Source organism: Enterobacter sp. TMH.L2 (genome assembly GCF_050847315.1).
In the GTDB taxonomy this organism is placed as follows: domain Bacteria; phylum Pseudomonadota; class Gammaproteobacteria; order Enterobacterales; family Enterobacteriaceae; genus Cedecea.
Window position 1 is genome coordinate 4,467,270 of record NZ_CP193791.1, and the last position, 23,512, is coordinate 4,490,781.

Below are 23,512 nucleotides of genomic sequence, written 5' to 3' on the forward strand. Positions count from 1 at the left end.
AGGATGGGCCAAAGCACGTCTCTGCGGTTCCGAAAGTGGAAAGCAACAATTGAGAAGCATAAACTACACACTTTGTTAACTTACTCGTTATTTGTTCGAGGAATGAACGATGTCTTCCCCCGTATTGACCACAGAAGCCGCCCTTAAGCTGGTGGGCGAAATCTTCGTGTATCACATGCCGTTTAACCGCGCGCTTGGCCTGGAGCTGGAGCGCTACGAAAAAGCGTTCGCCCAGCTGAGTTTTAATAATCAGCCGATGATGGTGGGCAACTGGGCACAAAGCATCTTGCACGGCGGCGTTATTGCCTCCGCGCTGGACGTGGCGGCTGGCCTGGTCTGCGTAGGCAGTACGCTGACTCGCCACGACACCATCACCGAAGACGAGCTTCGTCAACGTCTGTCCAAAATGGGCACCATCGATTTGCGCGTGGATTATCTGCGTCCGGGCCGCGGAGAGCGCTTCACGGCCAGCAGCAGCCTGTTGCGCGCCGGTAACAAAGTTGCGGTAGCGCGAGTAGAGCTGCATAACCAGGACCAACTGCACATTGCCAGCGCAACGGCTACCTACATGGTAGGGTAAGGATGTAAACCCTGTTATTATTTGCTCACTATTTTTTTGCTGAGTTTTCTTCATGGATCCGAAACAGACACGTCAGGGGATCTTGCTTGCCCTGACGGCCTACTTTATCTGGGGCATCGCACCGGTATATTTCAAACTGATTCACTACGTACCGGCGACAGAAATTTTGACCCACCGCGTTATCTGGTCATTCTTCTTTATGCTGGCGCTGATCACTGTCTGCCGCCAGTGGCCGCAGGTGAAACGCTCCTGCCAGAACCGTAAAAAGATCCTCGCGCTGGCGTTAAGCGCCGTGTTGATTGGCGGTAACTGGCTGCTTTATATCTGGGCGGTGAATAATCAGCACATGCTGGAAGCCAGCCTGGGTTACTTTATTAATCCACTGGTGAACGTGCTGCTGGGGATGCTCTTTTTGGGTGAACGCTTCCGGCGGATGCAGTGGGTCGCTGTCTTGCTGGCCTTCTGTGGCGTGCTGGTTCAGCTCTGGACTTTCGGCTCACTGCCGATCATCGGCCTGGGTCTGGCCTTCAGCTTCGCTTTCTATGGCCTGATCCGCAAAAAGATTGCCGTAGATGCACAAACCGGGATGCTGTTTGAAACGCTGTGGCTGCTGCCGATCGCGGGCATTTACCTGTTTGGCATCGCCGACAGTGCCACCAGCCATATGGGGATGAACCCGTGGACGCTGAACCTGATGCTTATCGCCGCCGGGGTGATCACCACGGTGCCGCTGCTTTGCTTTACTGCCGCCGCGACCCGCTTGCGCCTTTCCACGCTGGGCTTCTTCCAGTATCTGGGGCCGACGCTGATGTTCCTGCTGGCGGTGACGTTCTACGGCGAAGTGGTAACTGAAGATAAGCTGATTACTTTTGGCTTTATCTGGGCGGCGCTGGCGCTGTTTATTGCCGATGCGATTTATACCCAGCGGCGCACGAAATCAACGTCGCTGAAATAGAAGTGAAAAAGGAGCCTTTTGGCTCCTTTTTTCTTACAGCCAGTTCTTACGCTTAAAATAGAGATAGGGCGCTAAGCCCGCGAGCATCATAAAGATGATCGCGCCGGGATATCCAAAGCTCCATTTAAGCTCAGGCATAAACTCGAAGTTCATCCCGTAGCTGGACGCCACCAGCGTTGGCGGCAGGAAAACAACCGAAACTACCGAGAAGATTTTGATGATGCGGTTCTGCTCGATGTTGATGAAGCCCATCGCCGCCTGCATCAGGAAGTTAACCTTCTGGAACAGGGATTCGTTATGCGGCAGCAGGGATTCGATATCTCGCAGGATTTCGCGAGCCTGCTCCAGCTGGCTGCCCGGCAAACGTGCCTTACGCACCAGGAAATTCAGCGCGCGCTGGGTATCCATCAGGCACAGACGAACCTTCCAGCCGATATCTTCCAGCTCCGCCAGCGTCGAAAGCGCGGCGTCGTATTCATCGCCCTGATGCCCTTCCATGATCACACGGCTAAGCTGCTCAAGGTCGCTATAAATGTTTTCGATTTCATCCGCCAGCTGTTCGATTTTGGTTTCAAACAGATCCAGCAGCAGCTCCCACGCGTTGCCATCAGCCATGGACTGATTGCGGGCGCGCATGCGGTACAGGCGAAACGCAGGTAGCTCACGTTCACGCAGCGTGTACAAGCGGCCTTCACGAATGGTAAAAGCGACCGTGCTGTTACCGGCGTGGTCATCGGCATCTTCAAAGAAGAAAAAGGAGTGGATGTGAAGGCCGTCTTCGTCCTCAAAAAAACGCGCGGACGCTTCGATGTCTTCCAGCTCTGGTCGGGTTGCCAGGCTTTGACCAAGTTCCGTTTGCACTCGCTCTCGCTCGCTCTCTTCCGGCTCGACGAGATCGACCCATACCGAATTGGCAAGGGTATCCGTCTCGTCCAGCTCAATGCGGGCAAGGCGATTATTTTCCAGTTGAAATGCGCTCAGCATGACCGGGACTCCCAATGCAAAAAAAGATCAGGGACAATTCGGTTGGCACACAGACAGAAACAATAGAGGTTTCAGACCATTAAACAGTCTGACTCAAGGGGCGACGGAATGAAAATACACGAGGTCGCTGACAACCACGAAGGCTATCAGCATCAGAGGATAGCCTTAGAAGTTGTACCTGGATGACAGGTTATTGAGCCAGCATCTACTGGGTGTGTCCAAGGCGAGTGTCCTCTTAGCGTATTCGTGCGCGCATGTTACGCCACCACTAATATGGCGTCAACACGCAACGGGACACGGCTGAACAAGTTCATGCCAGTGACATATTAAGGGTAGCCCACGCACTAAAAATTGTAATTAGTTTCTGTAGGTTACACGGTTTCCAGGCGCGCATAAGCGGCAACTAACCACTTGATTCCCTGCCCCTGGAATGCCACCTGGAGGCGGCTGTGCTCCCCGCTGCCTTCCAGGTTCACAATGGTCCCTTCGCCGAACTTAGGATGACGCACGCGCTGCCCCAGGCTAAAGCCAGAATCGTTCTGGGCGAGAGGAGTCCCCATCCGCTGATGGCTGACCGGACGGCTGATACTTGCGCGCAGGCGAACTTCTTCCACGCAGTTTTCGGGCAGCTCGCCGATAAAGCGAGACGGACGATGGTAGGCTTCTTTCCCATACAGGCGGCGCGTTTCCGCATAGGTCAGCGTCAGCTTTTGCATTGCGCGGGTTACGCCCACGTAGGCCAGACGGCGCTCTTCTTCCAGGCGCCCACCCTCGTCGAGGGACATCTGGCTCGGGAACATGCCTTCCTCCATCCCCACGATAAATACCTGTGGGAACTCCAGACCTTTGGCCGAGTGCAGCGTCATGAGTTGCACGGCATCCTGCCAGGTATCTGCCTGGCCTTCCCCCGCTTCCAGCGCGGCATGGGAGAGAAACGCCTGCAGCGGCATCAGATCTTCGTCTTCGTCGTTGTAGCTGAACTGGCGCGTGGCCGTCACCAGCTCTTCTAAGTTCTCAATTCGGGTCTGGCCTTTCTCGCCTTTTTCCTGCTCATACATGATGAACAGGCCTGAATCTTTAATTACCCGGTCGGTCTGGACGTGCAGCGGCATATCCGCAGTTTCATGGGCGAGCGCGTCAATCAGCTCCATAAAGCGCTGCAGCGCGGAGGCCGCACGACCAGCCAGTGCTTTTTCCTGCAGCAGCAGGCGGCAAGATTGCCACAGTGTTAGCTGCTGGTCACGCGCGGTCTGTCGCACAACGTCGAGCGTGCGGTCACCGATACCGCGGGTTGGCGTATTCACCACGCGTTCAAAGGCAGCATCGTCGTTGCGGTTGGCCATCAGGCGTAGATAGGAGAGCGCGTCTTTGATTTCCTGACGTTCGAAGAAGCGCATCCCGCCGTAAATACGGTACGGCATACTGCCCTGCAGCAGCGCCTCTTCCAGCACGCGCGACTGGGCGTTACTGCGGTACAGAATGGCACATTGCTCCAGCGCACCGCCGTTTTCCTGCCAGGTTTTAATGCGGTTAACCACGAAACGGGCTTCGTCCAGTTCGTTGAAAGCGCAATAGATTGAGATAGGTTCGCCGTCGCTGCCGTCGGTCCACAGCTCTTTACCAAGGCGGCCAGAGTTATTGGCAATCAGGGCGTTGGCCGCGTTCAGAATGTTGTTCGTCGAGCGGTAGTTTTGCTCCAGACGAATCGTTTGTGCCCCCGGGAAGTCATTCAGGAAGCGCTGGATATTTTCAACCTGCGCCCCGCGCCAGCCGTAGATCGACTGGTCATCATCGCCGACGATCATCACTTTGCCGGTGTCCCCGGCCAGCAGGCGGATCCACGCATACTGAATGCTGTTGGTGTCCTGGAATTCGTCCACCAGGATGTTGGTGAAACGCTCGCGATAGTGATTCAGGATATGTGGTTTGTTCAGCCACAGTTCGTGGGCGCGCAGCAACAGCTCAGCAAAATCCACCAGCCCGGCGCGGTCGCAGGCTTCCTGATAGGCCTGGTATACCTTCTGCCAGGTTTGCTCCACCGGGTTACCGTAGCTTTCAACGTGATGCGGGCGCAGACCTTCGTCTTTTTTGCCGTTGATGTACCACATCGCCTGGCGCGGCGGCCACTGCTTCTCGTCCAGGTTCATCGCTTTAATCAGGCGCTTCAGCAGGCGCAGTTGATCTTCGCTGTCGAGGATTTGAAAGTCCTGTGGCAGGTTGGCGTCCATATGGTGCGCGCGCAGCAGACGGTGTGCCAGGCCGTGGAAGGTACCCACCCACATCCCGCCCTGGCTGGTGCCCATCAGTTGACCGATGCGGTGGCGCATTTCCGCCGCCGCTTTGTTGGTAAAGGTCACCGCCATGATCGAGTAAGGCGAGCAGTTTTCGACCGTCATCAACCACGCAATGCGGTGCACAAGCACACGTGTCTTACCACTGCCCGCCCCGGCCAGCACCAGCATATTGCTGCGCGTGGCGGCAACCGCTTCGCGCTGTTTGTCGTTGAGGCTGTCGAGCAGGTAAGAAACGTCCATTGGCACCGCCGAAAAAGAGAAAGAGTTGGCTCAGCCAACTACTGGTGATTTGTACAGAGTTACTGTTGATTATATCAGCGCGAGAAGGGATGCCAACCGCGAAATCTCCAGATGCGGTAATAAACGGCTGTCATCTATACGCATCAGATCGCCTTCGCGCAGGTTAATCCAGCAGGCTTGCATTCCGCAGCGCACGGCACCCGCCACGTCGGTGGTCAGGTCATCGCCGACATGCAGGATTTGCTCCAGCGGCACACCTAAACGCTGCGCAGCGGTATGATACATATCGCTGAAAGGTTTAGCCCGCCCGTCCGGCCCGGCCCGCAGGATGAATTCGAAGTAGTTATCCAGCCCGAAGAGGTGCGGCTCTGCGTTACCGTTGGTGATCGCCACCAGCGGCCATTTTTTAGCAAGCTTTGCCAGCGTGTCGTGCGTTTCCTGTGGGATGTCGATGCGGCTGCGCCATTTTGCGAAGTTCTCCATGGCGGCACCGGCACCGGTAAAGGCCTCTTCCGCACTAAGTCCGGCATCCAGCATCATTTGCTCGACGGCACGGCGACGCCATTCGGTGACATCATGATAAATGTCCGGCTCTTTCACGCGAAGCGCTTCACGGCTGCGGTGAAAATCCAGGGCGGAAAACGCGCTGAGCTTTGGGTGATAATTCTGCACAAAGGCCAGCGACTCCTGAGTGGTGCGCAGGATCACCGGATGGTTATCATAAAGCGTATCGTCGAGATCGAACGTCAGAGCAGCAATTTGCCCGAGCGGGCGGTAAAAATGCATTACGATTTCCCCCGTTTGGCGCGTGGATGCGCGGCATCATACACCGAGGCTAAATGTTGAAAGTCGAGATGGGTATAGATTTGCGTAGTGGACAGGTTAGCGTGCCCAAGCAGTTCCTGAACGGCGCGCAAATCGCCGCTGGATTCCAGCATGTGGGTGGCAAACGAGTGGCGCAGTTTATGGGGATGCACATGGCTGCTTAGCCCCTGCTTGATACCCCATTCGCCAAACCGCTTTTGCACATTGCGGGCGGATATTCGCTTTCCCGTCTTCGCCAGAAATAACGCATCGTCGTCCGGGCCAAAAAGTTCGCGCAAATCCAGCCAGTGTTCAACCCAGGTCACTGCGCTCCGGCCAACGGGTACGCGTCGCTCTTTGCTCCCTTTCCCCATCACCCAGACCTCTCCGGTAGAAAGATCTATATGACCACAGTTCATGTTCACCAGTTCGGAAAGACGCAGGCCAGCGCCGTACATCACTTCCAGCATTGCCCGATCGCGCACGGCCAGCGGATCGTTCAGATCGATATCCAGCAGATGGTTCACATCATCAACTTCGATGTTTTTAGGCAAATGTCGACCGGCTTTTGGCGTGGTGATGCCTTTGGCGGGATTAGCTTTCAGCTCTCCCTGGCTAACCATCCAGTCAAAAAAGCTGCGTAGTGCCGAAAGTCTTAACGCGAGGCTGGAGGCCTGTAGGCCTGCCCTGCGGCTACGCACGGCCAGTGAACGCACGGCTGCGGCATCGCATTGCTGCCAGCTGGTGAGCTTCATCTCTTCGGCAATGTGAATAATCGCCGTGAGCTGGCGCTGGTAGTTCAGGAGAGTGAGCGGGCTGAGCTGACGCTCAACCTTGAGGTATCGCAGAAAACCATCAACGTGAGATGTTAATACGGAAGTGGTCATGCCCGTTCAATCCAACGCTCCAGCAAGTCCGGCAGCATCAGCGCCAGCTCGTGCAGCAGCTGCGTGCCCTGCCCCTGTTGATAATGTTGCGGGTCGCGGCTGCTGAACAACAGAACGCCAAGATCGCCCTCGTTGCCCATCAGCGACAGGGCAACGGAACCAATGGCTTTTGCCTGCGGCAAGACCAACAAAAGTTCCGGGCCATTAAGCGGGCCGAGGTAGTGCTGGCTTTCGCCAAGACGCTGAATACGCAGCGGCTCAAAAGCCTGGCGGTTCAGCGCGAGATGCGTGAAGTCTGACGGAGCGCCGATACGCCAGCGGTCAGCAAAAAGCCGGATGTTCGCCCCGGCAAGACCCATGTCCCGCGCCCAGCGATGCAGCCGGTTCAGCATTTCCTGCAGGCTGGAAGCCGAAGCCAGTCGCCCCTGAAGCTTCAGTAGCCGATAGAACAGACCTTCGTTGGCGCTCGCCTGCTCCATCAGCAGCGTCATGTTCTCTTCGAGGTGGTTGATGTGGTTACGGCTGCGGGCCATATGCCACTCCACCAGCGAAACGCTGCCGCGCACCGGGTGAGGAACCTGCATGCTCTCCACCTGGTGGGCATTGCGAATAAAGAAATCGGGGTTGCGCTGTAAATACTCGGCAACCGCGACATCGTTAAGCTCAAGAAGGGCTTCTTGCTGTTCCTCGGCATTCTTCATAGATGTATAAATCCATCATAGACGTGGGCCGCCGGGCCGGTCATGTAAAGCGGTGACCCTGGCCCTTTCCAGGCGATATCAAGACGGCCGCCAGGTAGCTCAACGCGTACCTGCTCCGCCAGTAATCCTTGTTGAATTCCAACCGCCACTGCTCCACAGGCGCCGCTGCCGCAGGCTTGAGTTTCGCCCGCACCGCGTTCGTAAACGCGCAGGCGAATGTGTTCGCGGCTCACCACCTGCATGAAGCCGATGTTGGCTCGCTCAGGGAAGCGTTCATGGCTTTCCATCACTGGGCCCAGGCTTTCAACCGCGGCGGTTTCGATGTCATCGACCTGAATAACGCAATGCGGGTTCCCCATTGAAACGACGCCGCACATAATGGTTTGTTCGGCGGCACGCATAATATAGGTCTTTTCTGCTTTGTTTGCCCGGAACGGCACCTGGGAAGGATCGAAGTTAGGCTCGCCCATATTAACGCGCACCATCTCATCTTCCGTCACGCTCAGTACCATTCTGCCATTGGCGGTACTGACGCGAATTTCACGCTTATTGGTCAGCCCTTTCAGGCGCACAAAGCGGGCAAAACAGCGCGCGCCGTTACCACACTGGGAAACTTCACTGCCATCGGCGTTAAAGATCCGGTAATGAAAGTCGAGATCGGGATCGTAGGGAGGCTCAACGATCAGCAACTGATCGAAGCCGACGCCAAGATGACGATCCGCAAGCCGACGGATCAGCTCCGGAGAGAAATAAACATTCTGCGTCACCGCGTCGACGACCATAAAGTCATTACCAAGGCCATGCATTTTAGAGAACTGCATCTTCTGCTCCATTAGCGCGGTTACAAAGCACGATTTAGCTAGTAAACAACCTGAGTCGGCGCATCATCAATGCCGCGACTGTTGCGGACGGGTGCCGTCTGGACAGGTTGCTCTGGGGTTGCGCTGTGCGTTGTCGGCGTCGCTTTTTTATCAGCCGGAGGGAAATAAAGAGGCCCCTTCAGGCCGCAGCCGGTGAGGCTGACGAGCGTCAGTGCCAAAGCTAGAGGGCAGAAAATCTTCTTCATTATCGGGTAGCCTGTGATTCACTATTCTGCCGTCTATCATCGCAGGTGAACCCTGAAAAGCAATACTCTTCATCACCCAGACCGCTGAAAATCACCTGGCAGTAAATCGGGCAAGAAAATAATCGCTGCTACCTGGCCCCTTCTCATCGCTGACGCAGGTTGTCTTTCAAAAGGTGGCACAGATAAAACGGATGAGTATTACGGCCCTGAATGATCCCTGAGCCGCAGTTTCTAATTACCGGCGATGCTCTTATACTGCCCTGAAATCCCAACAGGAAGCAGACATGAACGACAGCGAATTTCACCTTTTAGCCGATAACCTGTGGCGCACGATTGAAGAGCGCCTGGACGACTGGGACGGCGATAGCGATATTGATTGTGAGATCAACGGTGGCGTGCTGACCATCAGCTTTGAAAACGGCAGCAAAATCATTATCAACCGCCAGGAGCCTTTGCATCAGGTGTGGCTGGCCACCAAAAGCGGCGGCTACCATTTCAACCTGAAAGGTGACGAATGGATATGCGACCGTAGCGGCGCAGAGTTTTGGCAGTTGCTGGAAGAAGCGAGCACGCAGCAGGCAGGTGAAGCGGTTAGCTTCCGCTGATTACGGCTGGTACTGCTGCAGCAGCGGCGCTGAGTTGTCGTCCTGATTAACCGGCGCGGCTGTTGTGAGTGACTGGGTGCGGAACGGAATGACCTGCACCCGCCCATCCGTTTTCACAATCTGATAGAACTGCGGCAGGTTGAAGTTGATGAAGCTTGAGCCGTAGGTGAAACGATCGTGGGACGAGGAGTAGAAGCGGCTCACGTCGCGCACCAGCTCTTCTTTGCTGCCTTCGCAATGATGATAAACTTCCGCCCGGTTGCTTTCATCCAGGATATAGATGTTGAAGCCCTGGTCTTCACTGGCTTCTTCAAAGAAGAACTGAATAATCCCTTCACTGGCAAAGCCATCCACCACCGCCGGCAACTGTACCTGGTTAGTGCCAACCTGCACCGACAGGCCATGCAGCTTGTTGTGCGAGATGGCACCATAAAACTCAACGGCGTTTTCCAGTTTTTGTACCGAGACATTCAAACGCTCGAAGAACAGGCCCCATGTCTGCCCGGAGACGCGCAGCGCTTTAAAGCGGCCCGGCTCCTGGCGCGTGCTGGAAAGGCGGAACTCGATGCATTCAGACACCAACTGCTGTACGCGAGTGCGGATCAGGCCACGCAGGTGCTGGCTGTAGCAGAAGACTTCCACGCTATCCGGCGGTGCGGCGTCCTGGTGCATTTTCCCAAGAATGGTTTTCAATGCCTCGATCATCGCCTGCTCGCCGTTAAAGTGCAGGGTACGCACTTCGTTCCACGAGTTGCGATACAGCAGGTCAACGCTGCCAATCAGGCACTGCTGCTGCTCGCCGAAGCTGAACACATCCAGCTTACGGAAATCGAAATGCACAACCTGATTGCGGAAGGCGGCCGTCGGGTCATATTCAAGGTTGACGATAATCGCCAGATGGCGAATCTCGCACGGGCTATACAACGCTTTTGGCGTCGGTGCCGGGAGCCGCAGCGGGAAGTGATGGGAAACATCCGCCACCATCTCCTGCAGCTTCGGTAAATCACAAATACCGTTGCCCTTAATAAACAGGCGGGTACGCGAGGTCAGCAGGCCGTTAAAGTAGGCCCACGCCACCAGCTTATTAAGATAACGGTTATATTCCAGCGGTTGATGGCTGACGATAGAGTCCATGTTCGGCGCACGGTTGTAGAGATACCAGCCAGAGCGGTTCGCACGGCCAAGCGGCACATGGATAAAGGTCAGGTTCGGTTCAGACAGATCGGGGGAAATCTGCGGGTTTACCAGCGTGACTTTGCCCGGCAGCGCTTCAAACGCAGCGTACAGCTTACGCGTTAACACGCCGATGTCCTGCGGACTGGCGGACACACTCAGATTGTTGCGGCGCGCAAAGCGGATCAGATTGCGGTAGCTTTGCATCATCGCGTCGAGCAGCTCGTTGTGCGCCTCGCGGACCTGGTCGATTTTCCAGTTTGCACGGTTGTCCAGCATCGCCAGACGCGCTTCGTCCCAGCCCCAGCTCTTCACCAGTTGACTAAGGACTTCGCGGCGCCAGCCAACACAGGCACGCTCACGTGAAAGTTTTTCGCAAACTTTCAGATAGAAACAGCGGCGAACCAGGTCCAGACGCGCATGATCTTCGATTTGCGTCAGGTACTCGGTGACGCGTTCCAGCATCATGCAGTACGGATCGAGGCCAAAGGAGACAATTTCGCCGTCGTGCAGGCGCTGTTTAATGTCTTTTGCCAGCAGGCGCGTGTTCGGATATTCCCAGGAATACGCCTCCAGCAGCAGCGTTTTCAGCACGGCTTTATACGGCGAGTCGATGCTTTTATAGAGCTGCCACAGGCTGGCGCCAAAGTACTCTTCAGCAGACAGTGAACTTAATCCACCGAGATCTAGCCACTCGTTCGGCGTCAGGACACCCTGCGCATAGAGGCTCATCACGTAATCGTCGTAATGCTCTTCTTCATCGCCCGGCACCATGTTCCACAGAATGCGCTTCCCGGCCAGACGTACCGCAGTACGGTAAAATTCGTCCAGCAGCAGGATATGCTGGGTAGAACCGCAGTCTTCGCCGCCCAGGCTGCCGCTTTCGTTGTGGCGGAAGCGGTTTTCATCAATCAGGAAGAAACTGACCTCAACGCCAAGGGAGGCCGCCCAGCTTTCCAGCAGGCTACATTTGCGCTGCAGCAGTTGGCGCTCGTCGTTATCGAGCCAGGCCTGGTGGCAAACCCAGATATCAAGGTCAGAAGAGCAGCTCTGCCCCACGGAGGAGGTGCTGCCCATAGAATAGAGGCCGGTGATCGGCAGTTCGCCCGCTGGCGTCTCCTGAGGCGGCATACCGCGCTGCAGTTCGAGTTCGTCCAGGTAGTGGCGTTGGGTTTCATCAGGCGTGTAGAGGCAAATGCCGCGGGGAACGTTACCGTCAAGGTAACCCGGCATCAGCGGGTGATGATAATGTAATAACGTTGGCAGTAGACTGTAGACCTGTTGGAAGGCAGGCCCCATAGCAGCAAGCGCACGATCTACGCGCAGTTGGTTGATGGCATCCAGTCTCTGTTTAAGTGTCTCAATATAGAGGTACAAGACGTATCGCCTGATGGTTTCAGTATTACGAAAAAACCCGTTTCCTGGTTGTTGTCCCCATTATTATAAACGATCGGGACAGCAATTGCTGGAAACGTGATCAATTTAACACCTTGCCTGTTGACCGTAAAGAAAGATGCGCTACCAAAGTGGTAGATGCCCTGGCCACAGGCTGTTTCTTCCATAATACGAATCACGTCCCTCTAGTTGCCGGAAAAACCGCCGAACCTGACAGCCTTCCGCTAAGAGTGGTAGGATGGTCAGTGGACGATAATTACGGTAACAAGCATGTTAGACAATATACTCAGAATTGCCACTCGCCAAAGTCCCCTTGCACTTTGGCAAGCACATTATGTTAAGCAACGTCTTGAAGCTTTTCACCCGCAGCTCACCGTTGAACTGGTGCCAATGGTCACCCGTGGCGACGTCCTGCTGGATACACCGCTTGCCAAAGTCGGCGGCAAAGGGCTGTTCGTTAAAGAGCTGGAGCTGGCAATGCTGGACGGGCGCGCGGACATCGCCGTCCATTCCCTGAAAGATGTGCCGGTGGCATTCCCTGAAGGTCTGGGGCTGGTCACCATCTGCGAGCGCGACGATCCCCGCGACGCTTTTGTTTCCAATCATTATCAAACGCTGGATGAGTTGCCTGCCGGCAGCATTGTGGGCACCTCAAGCCTGCGCCGTCAGTGTCAGATAGCCGAGCAGCGTCCAGATCTGGTGATTCGTTCCCTGCGCGGCAATCTTGGCACCCGCCTTGGTAAACTGGATAAAGGCGAATACGATGCCATTATTCTTGCCGTTGCCGGGCTAAACCGCCTTGAGATGCAGGATCGCATTCGCTACGCCTTACCGCCGGAAGTGTCTTTACCCGCAGTCGGCCAGGGCGTCGTCGGCATCGAATGTCGCCTGGACGATGAACGCACCAAAGCACTGCTCGCACCGTTGAATCACCATGAAACCGCCGTTCGCGTGAGCGCCGAACGTGCGATGAATATGCGTCTTGAAGGTGGCTGTCAGGTGCCAATCGGCAGCTATGCAGAGCTGAAAGATAACGAGCTTTGGCTGCGCGCATTAGTTGGCGCGCCGGACGGTTCCATTATGGTTCGTGGTGAACGTCGAGGTAAGCCAGAAGATGCCGTGGCCATGGGTGTTTCACTGGCTGAAGAGCTGTTGAATAACGGCGCGAGGGAAATCCTCGCCGACGTTTATGATGGAGACGCTCCCGCATGACGATCCTCGTCACCCGCCCCTCCCCAGCCGGGGAAGAGTTAGTGAGCCGACTGCGCACACTCGGGCAGGTGGCTTACAGCTTCCCGCTTATCGAGTTCTCGCCCGGCCGGCAACTATCGCAGCTTCCGGCCCAGCTTGCGGCGCTCGCGCCAGGCGATCTGGTCTTTGTCCTCTCACAGCACGTCATTGACTATGCCGCCCCACTTTTGCGCCGTAACGGCATCCCGTGGCCGGGCAATCTCAGTTGGTTCGCCATCGGCAGAACGACAGCGCTGGCTTTCCATACCGTCAGCCATATTCCTATTCGTTACCCACAAGATCGGGAAACCAGCGAAATCTTGCTACAATTACCGGAATTACAAAATGTTGCTGGTAAGCGCGCATTGATTTTACGTGGTAATGGCGGGCGTGAACTGTTGGGCGAAACGCTGGAAGCGCGAGGTGCAGAAGTTAGCTTCTGCGAATGCTATCAGCGAAGCGCTATTATTTACGATGGAACAGAAGAAGCCCACCGTTGGCACGCCCGGGGGATCTCAACGCTGGTCGTGACCAGCGGCGAAATGCTACAGCAGCTTTATACGCTTACGCCTGACTGGTATCGCGAGAACTGGTTACTTCGCTGTGAGTTACTTGTTGTCAGCGAGCGTTTGGCAAGGCTTGCCAGGACATTGGGTTGGCAGAATATTCGGGTCGCCGCGAATGCGGACAATGACGCGCTGCTTCGCGCGTTACAACACACCTAACAATAACAGGACGCCACAATGACGGAACAAAATACTTCCTCCGCCATAGTTGAGGAAACCACACCCGCGGCGGAGACGCCATCACACGCCGAGCCCGTGACGAAGAAAAATCGTTCCGGCATTGCCGGTATTGCGCTGGGGGCCATCGCGATTGCCATTGCCCTGGCATTAGGTGGCGGACTTTATAGCTATGGTAAGCATCAGGCGTCCACTCAGACGGCCACCAGCGATGCGCTGGCAAATCAGCTGATTGCCCTGCAAAAACAGCAAGAAGAACAAAAAAGTGAATTTGAAGCGGCGCTAAAACAGCAGACGACCGCACTTAGCGACGCCAACAAACAGCAGGCAGCGCTGACACGTCATCTGGACGAAGTGCAGCAAAAAGTCGCGACTATTTCCGGTAGCGATTCCAAAACCTGGCTGCTGGCACAGGCCGATTTCCTTGTGAAACTGGCCGGCCGCAAGCTGTGGAGCGATCAGGATGTCACCACGGCCGCTGCGCTATTGAAAAGCGCTGACGCCAGCCTGGCAGATATGAACGATCCAAGTTTGATCACCGCTCGCCGCGCACTGACCGACGATATTTCTACGCTGTCTACGGTAACACAGGTCGACTACGACGGGATTATCCTCAAGCTCAATCAGCTCTCTAACGGCCTGGATAATTTGCGTCTGGCCGACAACGACAGCGATGATTCCCCGATGGATTCTGACAGCAGCGAGCTGTCGGGTACGATTACCGAATGGCGCCAAAATCTGGTGAAAAGCTGGCACAGCTTTATGGATAGCTTTATTACTATCCGCCGCCGCGATGAAACCGCGGTTCCGCTCCTGGCGCCGAATCAGGATATCTACCTGCGCGAAAACATCCGCTCCCGCCTGCTAGTCGCCGCGCAGGCGGTGCCACGCCATCAGGAAGACACTTACAAGCAGGCGCTGGATAACGTTTCAACGTGGGTTCGCGCCTACTACGACACCAATGATTCCGCCACCAAAGCGTTCCTTGAAGAGCTTGATGGCCTGAGTCAGCAAAGTATTCATATGGATATTCCGCAAACGCTGCAAAGCCAGGCCCTGCTTGAAAAGCTGATGCAGACTCGGGTTCGCAATTTGCTTGCTCAGCCGGCAAGTCCTGCGGCCAATGATGCGCAGCCAGAAGCGGCCCCCGCTCAGCCGGCACCTGCCGTAAGTCAGGGGGAATAAATATGATTAAAGTCTTATTGCTCTTCCTGCTGCTGATTGCGGGCATCGTGCTGGGCCCAATGCTGGCAGGCCATCAGGGCTATGTTTTAATTCAGACCGATAACTACAACATTGAAACCAGCGTGACCGGATTAGTCATTATTCTGATCCTGACCATGCTGGTGTTGTTCGCCATCGAATGGGTATTGCGCCGCATTTTCCGTACCGGTGCCCGTACCCGTGGGTGGTTCCTGGGCCGCAAACGCAGCCGCGCCCGCAAACAGACCAAAGCCGCATTGTTGAAACTGGCCGAAGGCGATTATCAGCAGGTTGAGAAGCTGATGAGTAAGAATGCCGATCACGCCGAACAGCCGGTGGTTAACTACTTGCTGGCTGCCGAAGCCGCCCAGCAACGCGGGGATGAAATTCGTGCGAACCAGCATTTAGAGCGCGCCGCCGAACTGGCGGATAGCGATCAGCTCCCGGTCGAAATCACTCGCGTTCGCCTGCAGCTTGCCCGCAATGAAAACCACGCCGCACGCCACGGCATTGATAAGCTTCTGGAAATTGCGCCGCGCCATCCTGAAGTACTTCGCCTGGCCGAGCAAGCTTACCTGCGAACCGGCGCATGGAGTTCCCTGCTGGATATTCTGCCGGCCATGGAAAAAGTGCAGATTGGGGATGAAGCCCACCGCGATGCGCTGCAACAGCAGGCGTGGATCGGCCTTATGGATCAGGCGATGGCCGGACAGGGTAACGAAGGCCTCAAAGCCTGGTGGCGTAATCAAAGCCGTAAAACGCGCCACCAGACCACGCTGCAGGTCGCCATGGCAGAGCATCTTATTGAGTGCGATGATCACGACGCCGCCCAGGAGATCATCCTTGACGGGCTGAAGCGTCAGTATGACGATCGTCTGGTATTGCTGATGCCGCGTCTGAAGTCAGGTAACCCAGAGCAGTTAGAGAAAGCATTGCGCCAGCAGATCAAAACGCAAGGCGATCGCCCTTTACTGCAGAGTACGCTTGGCCAGTTGCTGATGAAACACGGTGAATGGCAGCAGGCATGTGATGCATTCCGTGAGGCCATTAAACAGCGCCCGGATGCCTACGATTACGCCTGGCTGGCAGACTCTCTCGACAAATTACATAAGCCTGAAGAAGCCGCCCTCATGCGTCGTGACGGTCTGTTGCTCACGCTGCAAACTCCCTCTAACAGCTGATCATCAGGGCGGAGCTCTACCGCCCTTTTCTTTTTCCCACGCAAAAAAAAACACCTGCCACAGGGCAGGTGTTAAAACAGGTCTGTTTGACAACTAAGTGGTGCTTCACTCAACGTTATGTCCAGGGTGTTCGATGAGACCCCATGGGGGCGACATCTGTCGGTGGACGATAAGCACCGTAATCGGCTCTGCGTCATTCCTTGGTTTATGAAGCCGAAGCAAACATAAGAAGTGGAATGAGCATCTACGCAGGTATTATTGCACAATACATGCCAGGTTTGCATGCAGAAACGGACTCAACTACCAAAATTAGTATTTTCATAGTATTAGCACCGCAAAGCTTTCTCCCCCAGGCTTTCCCGCCGGCCTGCACCGGCAGAAATAAATTGTCTCCTCCAGGAGACAAACCGTGGCTTAAATAAAAAAACCAAATAAAAACATGAGATTAAATGTCTCCATTTGAAGACACAAAATCACCCGATTGTCGCACCCAGGCGACAATTTCAGCGGCAGAATGACAAGGGTGGCTTTGCGACCGCGGGAATTTGCGAGGGGAGACATCCCCTGCGGGCCGTTGCTGAAGCAACGTTGCCTCGCTACGCTCGGCTCAAACCTCCTTCGAAGGTTCTCATCCTCTGTAAGCTTCAGATGCAAAAAGGCCAGCTCGAAAGCTGGCCTTTTCTAAAGTGGTCGGCGAGAGAGGATTCGAACCTCCGACCCACTGGTCCCAAACCAGTTGCGCTACCAAGCTGCGCTACTCGCCGAAATACTGCTTTTACTGCTGCTTTCAACACATCAGAAGCTTATTAGGGCTCCGGGCTGAAAGCAAAAACCCTTCTTCAGAAGGGCTTTTAAAATTTGGTCGGCGAGAGAGGATTCGAACCTCCGACCCACTGGTCCCAAACCAGTTGCGCTACCAAGCTGCGCTACTCGCCGAAATACTGCTTATACTGCTGATTAATTTAGGTGTGGTGCGAAGAGAGGGACTTGAACCCTCACGTCCGTAAGAACACTAACACCTGAAGCTAGCGCGTCTACCAATTCCGCCACCTTCGCATACATCTAAATTAATGGGGTGGCTAATGGGACTCGAACCCACGACAACTGGAATCACAATCCAGGGCTCTACCAACTGAGCTATAGCCACCACTGTAAAACTTTCACGCGGTACATGATACCACCGCAGCTCTAGCGCCATTATAATAAATGGTGCGCCCGACAGGATTCGAACCTGAGACCTCTGCCTCCGGAGGGCAGCGCTCTATCCAGCTGAGCTACGGGCGCGTAGCGCCGTTGCGGGGTCGGATAATACGGGCTTCGTGCTCAGCTGTCTAGTGCTTATTTCAATAAAATACTCGCAAAACTGCGCGTTTGGTTATGCTTTGTGCATCCTGATGCTTATCCTTTCAGTTTTTCACTAACGGCATGCTTATTCAGGCCAAACACCTTATAAACCAACGTCACCGCAGCCAGGAAAACAACGCCGACCGTCAGCGACATTCGCGTATCTTCATTCAAGCCCATCCCCACAAGCACACACGCCAGGAACGCCATGGTCAGGTAGTTAGCCCACGGGAATAAAATAGATCGGAACGGGTGGCTGGCAATGGCTTCCCGGTGCGCCTTACGGAAGCGAATCTGGCTAATCAGGATCACAAACCACGGCACCATGCCCGGTAATACGCTGGCGCTGTAGACATAAACGAAAACGCGCTGCGGATTTGGAATGATGTAATTCAGACAAGAACCGAGCAGCAGAATACCGATAGAAACAGCTACCCCAACGACAGGCACGCCGCTACGGGAAACTTTCGCCATTTTGGCCGGGAGCTGGCGGTTTTTCGCCAGGGCATACAGCATACGCCCACAGCTGTACATACCGCTGTTACAGCCAGACAATGCCGCCGTCAAAACAACAAAGTTAATAATCCCTGCCGCCGCGGTGATGCCTATTTTCGCGAAGGTCAGTACAAACGGGCTACCTGTAGTGCCGATTTGGTTCCATGGGAAAATAGTGACGATAACGAAAATCGCGCCCACATAGAAAATCAGAATACGCCACAGCACTTTCCCTACGGCACTGCGTAAGGTGACCTGCGGGTTCTTAGCTTCGCCGGCGGTAATACCAATTAACTCCACGCCCTGATAGGAAGCCACAACAATACACAACGCGGTCAGGAATCCTTTCCAGCCGCCAGCAAAGAAGCCGCCGTGCTCTGTAAGGTTGCTAAAGCCAGTCGCCTGACCATGATTTCCAAAACCGAAAAAGATAACGCCCAGGCCAACGACAATCATCACGATGATGGTTGTCACTTTAATCATTGCAAACCAGAACTCGATTTCCCCGTAAAGGCGCACTGCCGCAAGGTTTGCCAGCGCCACAAGCCCTACGGCAAAAATGGCGGGCAGCCACTGAGGAAGATCCGGGAACCAGTATTGGACGTAGACACCAATCGCTGTAATTTCGGAGATGCCAACCGCCATCCACATAAACCAGTAAGACCAGGCCGTCAGATAGCCGAAAAAGGGGCTCATATAGCGGTGCGCATAGACGGCAAACGACCCGGCTACGGGTTCAAGGAACAACATTTCTCCCATTGAACGCATAATAAAGAACACGAACAGGCCCGCAATAATGTACGCCAGCAGTACCGACGGTCCGGCCCATTTGAGGGTACTGGCGGCGCCCATAAACAGGCCAACACCAATGGTCCCTCCCAGGGCGATAAGTTCGATGTGTCGAGCTTCCAGCCCGCGCTGCAGCTCTGCTTTTTTCTCTGCCATAAATCCTCTGTATTGTGTTTGCTTTACTCCGGTTTTTACCGGTTATTGTGTTTGGTTGTTGCCAGGGTCAATAACAGGCCATGCAGCGTCGGCAAGAGATTTGCTGGCGCAACATCACTACGGCACTGCATCGAGTGGGCGCAATGGTTCCGTATTTTTTACAAAATTACAAATAACTGCGTAACAAACTGGAATAAGTCTGGTTGAAAATCATGCAGGGAAAGCAAAACGCGCCCGGATGAGCGCGTTGAAAGGTTTAAAGCTTGCCGGTCAGATGCCAGCGCTGATAGCGTAGCAGCCTGAGTTGCCGTTTAATGCGGGTCGGCTGTGAAAGCAGGCGGTATAGCCATTCCAGACCTAAGTTTTGCCAGACTTTAGGCGCCCGCTTTACTCGTCCGGTAAATACGTCATATGTACCACCGACGCCCATATAAAGTGCCTGAGAATGCACTTTCCGGCATTCTTGCATTAAGATTTCCTGGCGCGGAGATCCCATCGCTACCGTGACAATCGCCGCCCCACTTTCATGGATGCGCTCAAATAGTGCTGGCCGCTGCTCGTCCGTAAAATAACCATCCTGAGTGCCGACAATATTGACCTGCCAAAGCTGTCTGAGCTTAGCTTCGGTCTGCGCAAGAACGTCGGGCTGGCCACCCACCAAAAATACCGGGGTCCCTTCCTGACCCGCCCGTACCATCAAGGCTTCCCACAGATCGGCCCCCGCTACGCGATTAACCACAGCTTCAGGGTATTTTTTCCGGATGGAGCGAACGACGCTGATGCCGTCGGCGTATTTGTATTCCGCTGCCGCAATCAGGCCGCGAGCTTGCTCATCGTCTTCTGCCGTCAGCACTTTTTCAGCATTAATCGCCACTAACGTCCCCTGGCGCAATCGCCCCCCCGCATAGAGATAATCCAGCGCATGCTGCATATCTCGCCATCCCAACAGGTCAAGACCACGAAGAGTATAAAAAGGGGCTTCAGTAGAGTTGTTCATGAATATCCTTGTCATGCATTTTGCGCGTCGACTGCGGACACGCGGCGCAAGCGCTGATGAATAAGCCCCGCGCTTTCAAATAGCCAATAAAGTAATTTTGCCACGACAAGGCAGGCGCCAAAAATGACCAGGAAGAACACCACGCGTGAAACAAAAGAGTCCAGCCCCTCACGAGCCAGAACGATCATATTGAAAATCGCCCCGAAGCAGAACGCATAGATTATTGCTGCTTTATAGCGATTACTTTCTCTGTTCGCCAGCTCATACAGCCAGTCAAACCATTTGATAATCAAGCCGACGACAACTGCCCCGAGTGGGATAAACCACACGCCGCCCATCACCACCAGCGAGCCTATCAGCGTTGGGGAAATGGCCAGTCCCGAATGGTTGTTCAGTACCTGCCAGGTGAAATAGTTCGCGGTATTCAGCACCGTGCCAGGACGATCTGGCCAGACCCAACTGGGGATAAATACGTAGAAATCCCGAATAATAGGTGCGAGCCCCTGGAATTCAATCTTGTCGTAATTTTGCAGCAAGAGACCCAGATTCTCCCACGGAGAGAACGTATCTCGGGTCAAATAAAGGAAGGTATAAAACGCTTCGTCACCGCTGACGTTCAGGCCGTAGCGCTTAAGCGCCAGCCAGAACATCCCGACGATCCCTAGCACACCCGCCGCCGCCAGCATCCAGAGAGAGATCCACCCGCGAATAATGCCGATAAACAAGAAGATGGCGAAGGCGATGATGATGTTGGCACGCGTCCCGCCGACAATCATGTACGTTAACAGGCCGAAACCCACAGTACTGACCAGGAAGAAGATCCAGGCCCGGCTGTCCTGACGCAGGAAGTACACCACCAGCATGGCTGGTATAAAGAAATAGAAGAAGCGCTTAAGCGCTACGCCTGACACTTCACTGGAGAAAATTTGGCTGTAAGAATGCAGCTTAAACAACAGGAAGCCGTTATGGGCAAAGAAGATGCCGACGCTGACCAGAGCCACTAACACCAGCATCAGCCACGTCAGGTTCGTCTCAACGCGATTCATGGTAAATAGCGGACGCCGCTCCATGTGCCCTGCCTTCGCCCTAAGCCGCGTTTTATAGGTCACATAGTAAATGCCATAGAAACAGGCCGCTGCGAGCTGAGCCTGCAACAGCACGTCCGCAGGCACCACCGATACCCCAAAACGAAACACCAGGGTACAGGTAAACGGAAAGCCGAAGAAAAAGGTCAACAGATAAAGCAGTGAAAAGAAGACGTTGAAGTTAAAGCGCACGCGGCGAAACTCTTGATACGTCAACAATCCGATAAACCCGACCGACAGGAACCAGACAACAAATAACCCGCCAAATTGCGTCAGACTCATTTTTGCTCTCCAGCCGCGGTGCTAAGCGCGCGATGCCACCCATCGATATAGTTAGGGTTAAAGAAAGCGATGCTTTGTTTATCCAGTAAGCGTAGCTGGCGCTGAGCTTCCCGCACCGTCGCCTCATCCAGGATATCCTCGGTAAAGAGCACCGGAATATGCTGCTCAACCATGTCTTGCCAGAAAGGATTTTTCCGGTTCAGCACGCAGGGGATCCCGGCCTGAATCAGTAAGCAAAGCGTGCCGATACCCTGCTGGCGTGCAAAGATAAAATAGCCGAGATCGCACTGACGCAGCAGAGTGAGGTAATCATTGAATTCGATTTTTTCCGTCAGCACGTCAAAATTTTCCGGGCTAAATAAACCGCTGCCAGCCTGCTTTACTTCTGCAATATAAGCTTCGTTATTTGTCGGGTATCCCATCGGCACAACAATGCGCACCGTGTCGCCAAATTGCTGATGAATAGCCTTCAGTGCATCAACATGCTGGTTGCTGCGGTCACCAGAGTTGCCCACGAGTAACGTCAGCTTCCCGCTGTGTTGCCGATCAACAGCCATTGTATTGAGGCCAGGATCCATACGCGTTGGGAAATACAACAGCTCGCCAGGCACCTGTGGGTGCCGCCGGTGAAAATAGCTTAAATCCCCACGCGTGGCGTAAACGCGCCCAACTCGCCCTTGGGCAAAACGGCGTAACTGGTAAAAAAGCCGAAATTTGATGCTGCGTGATACCTCATAAAGATCGGCTCCCCAGATATGCCAGTTCACCTGCTCCGGCTTTAGTCCCCCGGTTAGCAAGGCAATCCAAAGACTGCCGTTAAACTGCCCGTGAAAAAAGAAACGCTGCTGTCGGTTAGCTCGAGCTTTTGCCACAATTTCTGCGGCAATAGCCTGCTTTGAAGGGCATAGAGAGATCGACAGCGCCGGAAAAGCGGACAACAAAGAGCGATCCTCTGAAACCACGATAAATTCTCGTGCATGAGGCGTCGTGGCGGCCAGAACGTCGTTAAAAAAACGTAATACCGTCTGATTATGATGCGGGATATCAGATCCCAATACGTGAATCAGTGTTGTCATGCTCGTCTACGATAAATAAGAAATACGCCACAGCAGAGCGCAAAATAAACAATATAGGTCGCCATATAAGCCTGAGCCGCGCCCAGCGCACCATGAGCAGGTATTAACCAACGCGAAAAGCCGGTTAACAGCATAAACTGACTGATTTCAGTCAAAATATACAAGCGCAGTGACGCCTTCGCGATAACCAAATAGCCAAACACATAGGCGCCTACCTTCAGCACATCCCCCACCAGCTGCCAGGCAAACAAATCACGCATGGCGATAAATTTTGGCGAAAACAGTAGCCAGATGGCGAAATCACGCAGCAGCCAGACTGTCAGGCTTGCGGCTGCCACGGCGGGCAGAACAAACTTTAGCGAGCGCACAATTTCACGCGTGATGGCGCTTTTTTCTTTCAGACGAGCAAGCGTTGGCAACAGGTAAACGCTAAAAGATGCCGTAATGAACTGCAGATAAGCATCTGAAATACTGCTTACCCCTTGCCAGATACCGACTTCGTCCCAACTGTAGTGTTCCGCCAGCAGGTTTCGCATCATCACATAGGCCACGGGGAGCGTGACTGAGGTGATCAGCGCCATGAGCGTAAACTTGCCAAGATGGCTGGCCAGCAGCTTATCCCAGCTCGGTCTCAAATAGCCCAGCGGAACATGTTCGCGCCTGACCAGCATAAGCACCGCAGGAACGACGACCAGAGCGGGGACCAACGCGAGACCTAACAGCGCCCCCTGGTAACCGCCGAAGCGATAGCAAGCATAATAAGCCAGCACGCCAACAACGCTGCCTGCAATTAACGCAAGTGCGTTACCCGCCGCATCACGAAACCCCTTCATAATGGCCAGCGACAGGTTTGCCCAGGCAATGCCCATCTGAACCAGTGCCACCAGACGCACCAGGTTCTGGTAGTCCGCATGACCAAACAATCCAAGGCTTATCGGTCCCGCGGCCAGAACGAAAATCACGGCCAGCAGCGACGAAAAACCCAACACCATCGCCGAGGAGGTGCCAAGTACCCGCTTTAACTGCTCCGGATTGTCATGATGTTCAGCAACGTATTTGGTGACACCGTTAAAAACACCCGCACCAGCAAGCACGCCGAGCACCGTCACCATCTGACGAAAATTACCGGCCAACCCCACCCCAGAAGGGCCAAAGGCAACGGCCAGCATTTTGACCACCAGCAAACCGGCACCAATTTTTACCAGCGTGGACCCGGCGGTCCACAGTGACGCTTTAGCTAACGACAT

At 54.6% G+C, this 23,512-nt stretch carries 21 protein-coding genes, 5 tRNA genes and 1 other RNA gene; 7 read left to right on the forward strand and 20 right to left on the reverse strand.

Annotation, left to right across the window (positions count from 1 at the left end):
* Positions 1 to 109 precede the first annotated feature (109 nt).
* Both yigI and rarD read left to right on the forward strand, forming a co-directional pair.
* Positions 110 to 580, forward strand: a complete 471-nt coding sequence (gene yigI, locus ACREYP_RS21390) for an acyl-CoA thioesterase YigI (RefSeq protein WP_008455502.1) — start codon at positions 110 to 112, stop codon at positions 578 to 580.
* Positions 581 to 632: 52 nt separating this feature from the next.
* Positions 633 to 1,535, forward strand: a complete 903-nt coding sequence (rarD, locus tag ACREYP_RS21395; protein ID WP_336819545.1) for an EamA family transporter RarD — start codon at positions 633 to 635, stop codon at positions 1,533 to 1,535.
* A gap of 33 nt (positions 1,536 to 1,568) precedes the next feature.
* Here rarD and corA read toward each other — a convergent pair whose 3' ends face one another.
* From corA to lptM, 8 genes are all read right to left on the reverse strand, one after another.
* Complete coding sequence (gene corA / locus ACREYP_RS21400) at positions 1,569 to 2,519, reverse strand: magnesium/cobalt transporter CorA (protein ID WP_039289228.1); 951 nt, start codon at positions 2,517 to 2,519, stop codon at positions 1,569 to 1,571.
* A 165-nt stretch (positions 2,520 to 2,684) separates the two neighbouring features.
* Positions 2,685 to 2,741 (reverse strand): YsgD/CorL family protein, encoded by a 57-nt coding sequence (gene ysgD / locus ACREYP_RS21405; RefSeq protein ID WP_353591484.1) that lies wholly within the window; start codon positions 2,739 to 2,741, stop codon positions 2,685 to 2,687.
* Positions 2,742 to 2,890: 149 nt separating this feature from the next.
* Positions 2,891 to 5,053, reverse strand: a complete 2,163-nt coding sequence (gene uvrD / locus ACREYP_RS21410; RefSeq protein WP_008455510.1) for a DNA helicase II — start codon at positions 5,051 to 5,053, stop codon at positions 2,891 to 2,893.
* A gap of 69 nt (positions 5,054 to 5,122) precedes the next feature.
* Positions 5,123 to 5,839, reverse strand: a complete 717-nt coding sequence (gene yigB, locus ACREYP_RS21415) for a 5-amino-6-(5-phospho-D-ribitylamino)uracil phosphatase YigB (RefSeq protein WP_008455513.1) — start codon at positions 5,837 to 5,839, stop codon at positions 5,123 to 5,125.
* Positions 5,839 to 6,744, reverse strand: coding sequence for a tyrosine recombinase XerC (gene xerC, locus ACREYP_RS21420; protein WP_008455515.1), 906 nt, complete (start codon positions 6,742 to 6,744; stop codon positions 5,839 to 5,841). The genes yigB and xerC overlap by 1 nt, the downstream gene beginning before the upstream one ends.
* A complete protein-coding gene (locus ACREYP_RS21425; protein ID WP_008455517.1) occupies positions 6,741 to 7,445 on the reverse strand; it encodes a DUF484 domain-containing protein in 705 nt (234 codons plus the stop codon). Before ACREYP_RS21425 ends, xerC begins: the two co-directional genes overlap by 4 nt.
* The gene (gene dapF, locus ACREYP_RS21430) at positions 7,442 to 8,266 is read right to left on the reverse strand and encodes a diaminopimelate epimerase (RefSeq protein WP_008455518.1); all 825 of its coding nucleotides are present in this window, start codon (positions 8,264 to 8,266) and stop codon (positions 7,442 to 7,444) included. The genes ACREYP_RS21425 and dapF overlap by 4 nt, the downstream gene beginning before the upstream one ends.
* Before the next feature lie 38 nt (positions 8,267 to 8,304).
* Positions 8,305 to 8,511, reverse strand: a complete 207-nt coding sequence (gene lptM / locus ACREYP_RS21435; protein WP_008455520.1) for an LPS translocon maturation chaperone LptM — start codon at positions 8,509 to 8,511, stop codon at positions 8,305 to 8,307.
* 284 nt (positions 8,512 to 8,795) lie between these two features.
* Between lptM and cyaY the strand changes: the two genes are divergently transcribed.
* On the forward strand, positions 8,796 to 9,116 hold the full coding sequence (cyaY, locus tag ACREYP_RS21440; RefSeq protein WP_008455522.1) for an iron donor protein CyaY: 321 nt from the start codon (positions 8,796 to 8,798) through the stop codon (positions 9,114 to 9,116).
* Here the strand turns inward: cyaY and cyaA are convergent, their stop codons facing one another.
* Positions 9,117 to 11,666, reverse strand: coding sequence for a class I adenylate cyclase (gene cyaA, locus ACREYP_RS21445; protein ID WP_008455525.1), 2,550 nt, complete (start codon positions 11,664 to 11,666; stop codon positions 9,117 to 9,119). It lies immediately after the preceding gene.
* Positions 11,667 to 11,954: 288 nt separating this feature from the next.
* Here cyaA and hemC point away from each other — a divergent pair, with 288 nt between their 5' ends.
* Genes hemC through hemY form a run of 4 tightly spaced genes read left to right on the forward strand, consistent with a single transcriptional unit; the run spans position 11,955 to position 16,041 of the window.
* Positions 11,955 to 12,896 (forward strand): hydroxymethylbilane synthase, encoded by a 942-nt coding sequence (hemC, locus tag ACREYP_RS21450; RefSeq protein ID WP_336819544.1) that lies wholly within the window; start codon positions 11,955 to 11,957, stop codon positions 12,894 to 12,896.
* Entirely contained in the window at positions 12,893 to 13,639 is a 747-nt protein-coding gene (hemD, locus tag ACREYP_RS21455; RefSeq protein WP_008455527.1) for a uroporphyrinogen-III synthase, read from the forward strand. Before hemC ends, hemD begins: the two co-directional genes overlap by 4 nt.
* 18 nt (positions 13,640 to 13,657) lie before the next feature.
* Entirely contained in the window at positions 13,658 to 14,842 is a 1,185-nt protein-coding gene (gene hemX, locus ACREYP_RS21460; protein WP_336819543.1) for a uroporphyrinogen-III C-methyltransferase, read from the forward strand.
* A gap of 2 nt (positions 14,843 to 14,844) precedes the next feature.
* Positions 14,845 to 16,041, forward strand: coding sequence for a protoheme IX biogenesis protein HemY (gene hemY / locus ACREYP_RS21465; RefSeq protein ID WP_008455532.1), 1,197 nt, complete (start codon positions 14,845 to 14,847; stop codon positions 16,039 to 16,041).
* A 524-nt stretch (positions 16,042 to 16,565) separates the two neighbouring features.
* Here the strand turns inward: hemY and ACREYP_RS21470 are convergent.
* The 11 genes from ACREYP_RS21470 to wzxE all read right to left on the reverse strand — a co-directional run bounded on the left by ACREYP_RS21470 (position 16,566) and on the right by wzxE (position 23,512).
* Positions 16,566 to 16,691, reverse strand: a non-coding RNA gene (locus ACREYP_RS21470) — RtT sRNA.
* Positions 16,692 to 16,728: 37 nt separating this feature from the next.
* Positions 16,729 to 16,805, reverse strand: a tRNA-Pro gene (locus tag ACREYP_RS21475).
* Positions 16,806 to 16,900: 95 nt separating this feature from the next.
* Positions 16,901 to 16,977, reverse strand: a tRNA-Pro gene (locus ACREYP_RS21480).
* Between the two features lie 33 nt (positions 16,978 to 17,010).
* A tRNA-Leu gene (locus tag ACREYP_RS21485) sits at positions 17,011 to 17,097 on the reverse strand.
* Between the two features lie 15 nt (positions 17,098 to 17,112).
* Positions 17,113 to 17,188, reverse strand: a tRNA-His gene (locus tag ACREYP_RS21490).
* 60 nt (positions 17,189 to 17,248) lie between these two features.
* Positions 17,249 to 17,325: transfer RNA gene (locus tag ACREYP_RS21495), tRNA-Arg, on the reverse strand.
* A 114-nt stretch (positions 17,326 to 17,439) separates the two neighbouring features.
* The gene (gene thrP / locus ACREYP_RS21500) at positions 17,440 to 18,825 is read right to left on the reverse strand and encodes an amino acid permease (RefSeq protein WP_498881042.1); all 1,386 of its coding nucleotides are present in this window, start codon (positions 18,823 to 18,825) and stop codon (positions 17,440 to 17,442) included.
* A gap of 256 nt (positions 18,826 to 19,081) precedes the next feature.
* On the reverse strand, positions 19,082 to 19,822 hold the full coding sequence (gene wecG / locus ACREYP_RS21505) for a lipopolysaccharide N-acetylmannosaminouronosyltransferase (RefSeq protein WP_008455538.1): 741 nt from the start codon (positions 19,820 to 19,822) through the stop codon (positions 19,082 to 19,084).
* An 11-nt stretch (positions 19,823 to 19,833) separates the two neighbouring features.
* Positions 19,834 to 21,189 (reverse strand): ECA oligosaccharide polymerase, encoded by a 1,356-nt coding sequence (gene wzyE / locus ACREYP_RS21510; RefSeq protein WP_336819542.1) that lies wholly within the window; start codon positions 21,187 to 21,189, stop codon positions 19,834 to 19,836.
* On the reverse strand, positions 21,186 to 22,265 hold the full coding sequence (locus ACREYP_RS21515) for a TDP-N-acetylfucosamine:lipid II N-acetylfucosaminyltransferase (RefSeq protein WP_336819541.1): 1,080 nt from the start codon (positions 22,263 to 22,265) through the stop codon (positions 21,186 to 21,188). The genes wzyE and ACREYP_RS21515 overlap by 4 nt, the downstream gene beginning before the upstream one ends.
* Positions 22,262 to 23,512, reverse strand: a complete 1,251-nt coding sequence (gene wzxE, locus ACREYP_RS21520) for a lipid III flippase WzxE (RefSeq protein ID WP_336819540.1) — start codon at positions 23,510 to 23,512, stop codon at positions 22,262 to 22,264. The genes ACREYP_RS21515 and wzxE overlap by 4 nt, the downstream gene beginning before the upstream one ends.

What these genes read in the sequence shown, in the direction of transcription:
- yigB (WP_008455513.1), bottom strand. Translation starts at nt 5,839, where the DNA reads ATGCATTTTTACCGCCCGCTCGGGCAAATTGCTGCTCTGACGTTCGAT.
- ACREYP_RS21515 (WP_336819541.1), bottom strand. Translation starts at nt 22,265, where the DNA reads ATGACAACACTGATTCACGTATTGGGATCTGATATCCCGCATCATAAT.
- dapF (WP_008455518.1), bottom strand. Translation starts at nt 8,266, where the DNA reads ATGCAGTTCTCTAAAATGCATGGCCTTGGTAATGACTTTATGGTCGTC.
- wzxE (WP_336819540.1), bottom strand. Translation starts at nt 23,512, where the DNA reads ATGTCGTTAGCTAAAGCGTCACTGTGGACCGCCGGGTCCACGCTGGTA.
- hemC (WP_336819544.1), top strand. Translation starts at nt 11,955, where the DNA reads ATGTTAGACAATATACTCAGAATTGCCACTCGCCAAAGTCCCCTTGCA.
- lptM (WP_008455520.1), bottom strand. Translation starts at nt 8,511, where the DNA reads ATGAAGAAGATTTTCTGCCCTCTAGCTTTGGCACTGACGCTCGTCAGC.
- yigI (WP_008455502.1), top strand. Translation starts at nt 110, where the DNA reads ATGTCTTCCCCCGTATTGACCACAGAAGCCGCCCTTAAGCTGGTGGGC.
- hemX (WP_336819543.1), top strand. Translation starts at nt 13,658, where the DNA reads ATGACGGAACAAAATACTTCCTCCGCCATAGTTGAGGAAACCACACCC.
- xerC (WP_008455515.1), bottom strand. Translation starts at nt 6,744, where the DNA reads ATGACCACTTCCGTATTAACATCTCACGTTGATGGTTTTCTGCGATAC.
- rarD (WP_336819545.1), top strand. Translation starts at nt 633, where the DNA reads ATGGATCCGAAACAGACACGTCAGGGGATCTTGCTTGCCCTGACGGCC.
- hemD (WP_008455527.1), top strand. Translation starts at nt 12,893, where the DNA reads ATGACGATCCTCGTCACCCGCCCCTCCCCAGCCGGGGAAGAGTTAGTG.
- thrP (WP_498881042.1), bottom strand. Translation starts at nt 18,825, where the DNA reads ATGGCAGAGAAAAAAGCAGAGCTGCAGCGCGGGCTGGAAGCTCGACAC.
- uvrD (WP_008455510.1), bottom strand. Translation starts at nt 5,053, where the DNA reads ATGGACGTTTCTTACCTGCTCGACAGCCTCAACGACAAACAGCGCGAA.
- hemY (WP_008455532.1), top strand. Translation starts at nt 14,845, where the DNA reads ATGATTAAAGTCTTATTGCTCTTCCTGCTGCTGATTGCGGGCATCGTG.
- ACREYP_RS21425 (WP_008455517.1), bottom strand. Translation starts at nt 7,445, where the DNA reads ATGAAGAATGCCGAGGAACAGCAAGAAGCCCTTCTTGAGCTTAACGAT.
- corA (WP_039289228.1), bottom strand. Translation starts at nt 2,519, where the DNA reads ATGCTGAGCGCATTTCAACTGGAAAATAATCGCCTTGCCCGCATTGAG.
- cyaY (WP_008455522.1), top strand. Translation starts at nt 8,796, where the DNA reads ATGAACGACAGCGAATTTCACCTTTTAGCCGATAACCTGTGGCGCACG.
- wzyE (WP_336819542.1), bottom strand. Translation starts at nt 21,189, where the DNA reads ATGAGTCTGACGCAATTTGGCGGGTTATTTGTTGTCTGGTTCCTGTCG.
- wecG (WP_008455538.1), bottom strand. Translation starts at nt 19,822, where the DNA reads ATGAACAACTCTACTGAAGCCCCTTTTTATACTCTTCGTGGTCTTGAC.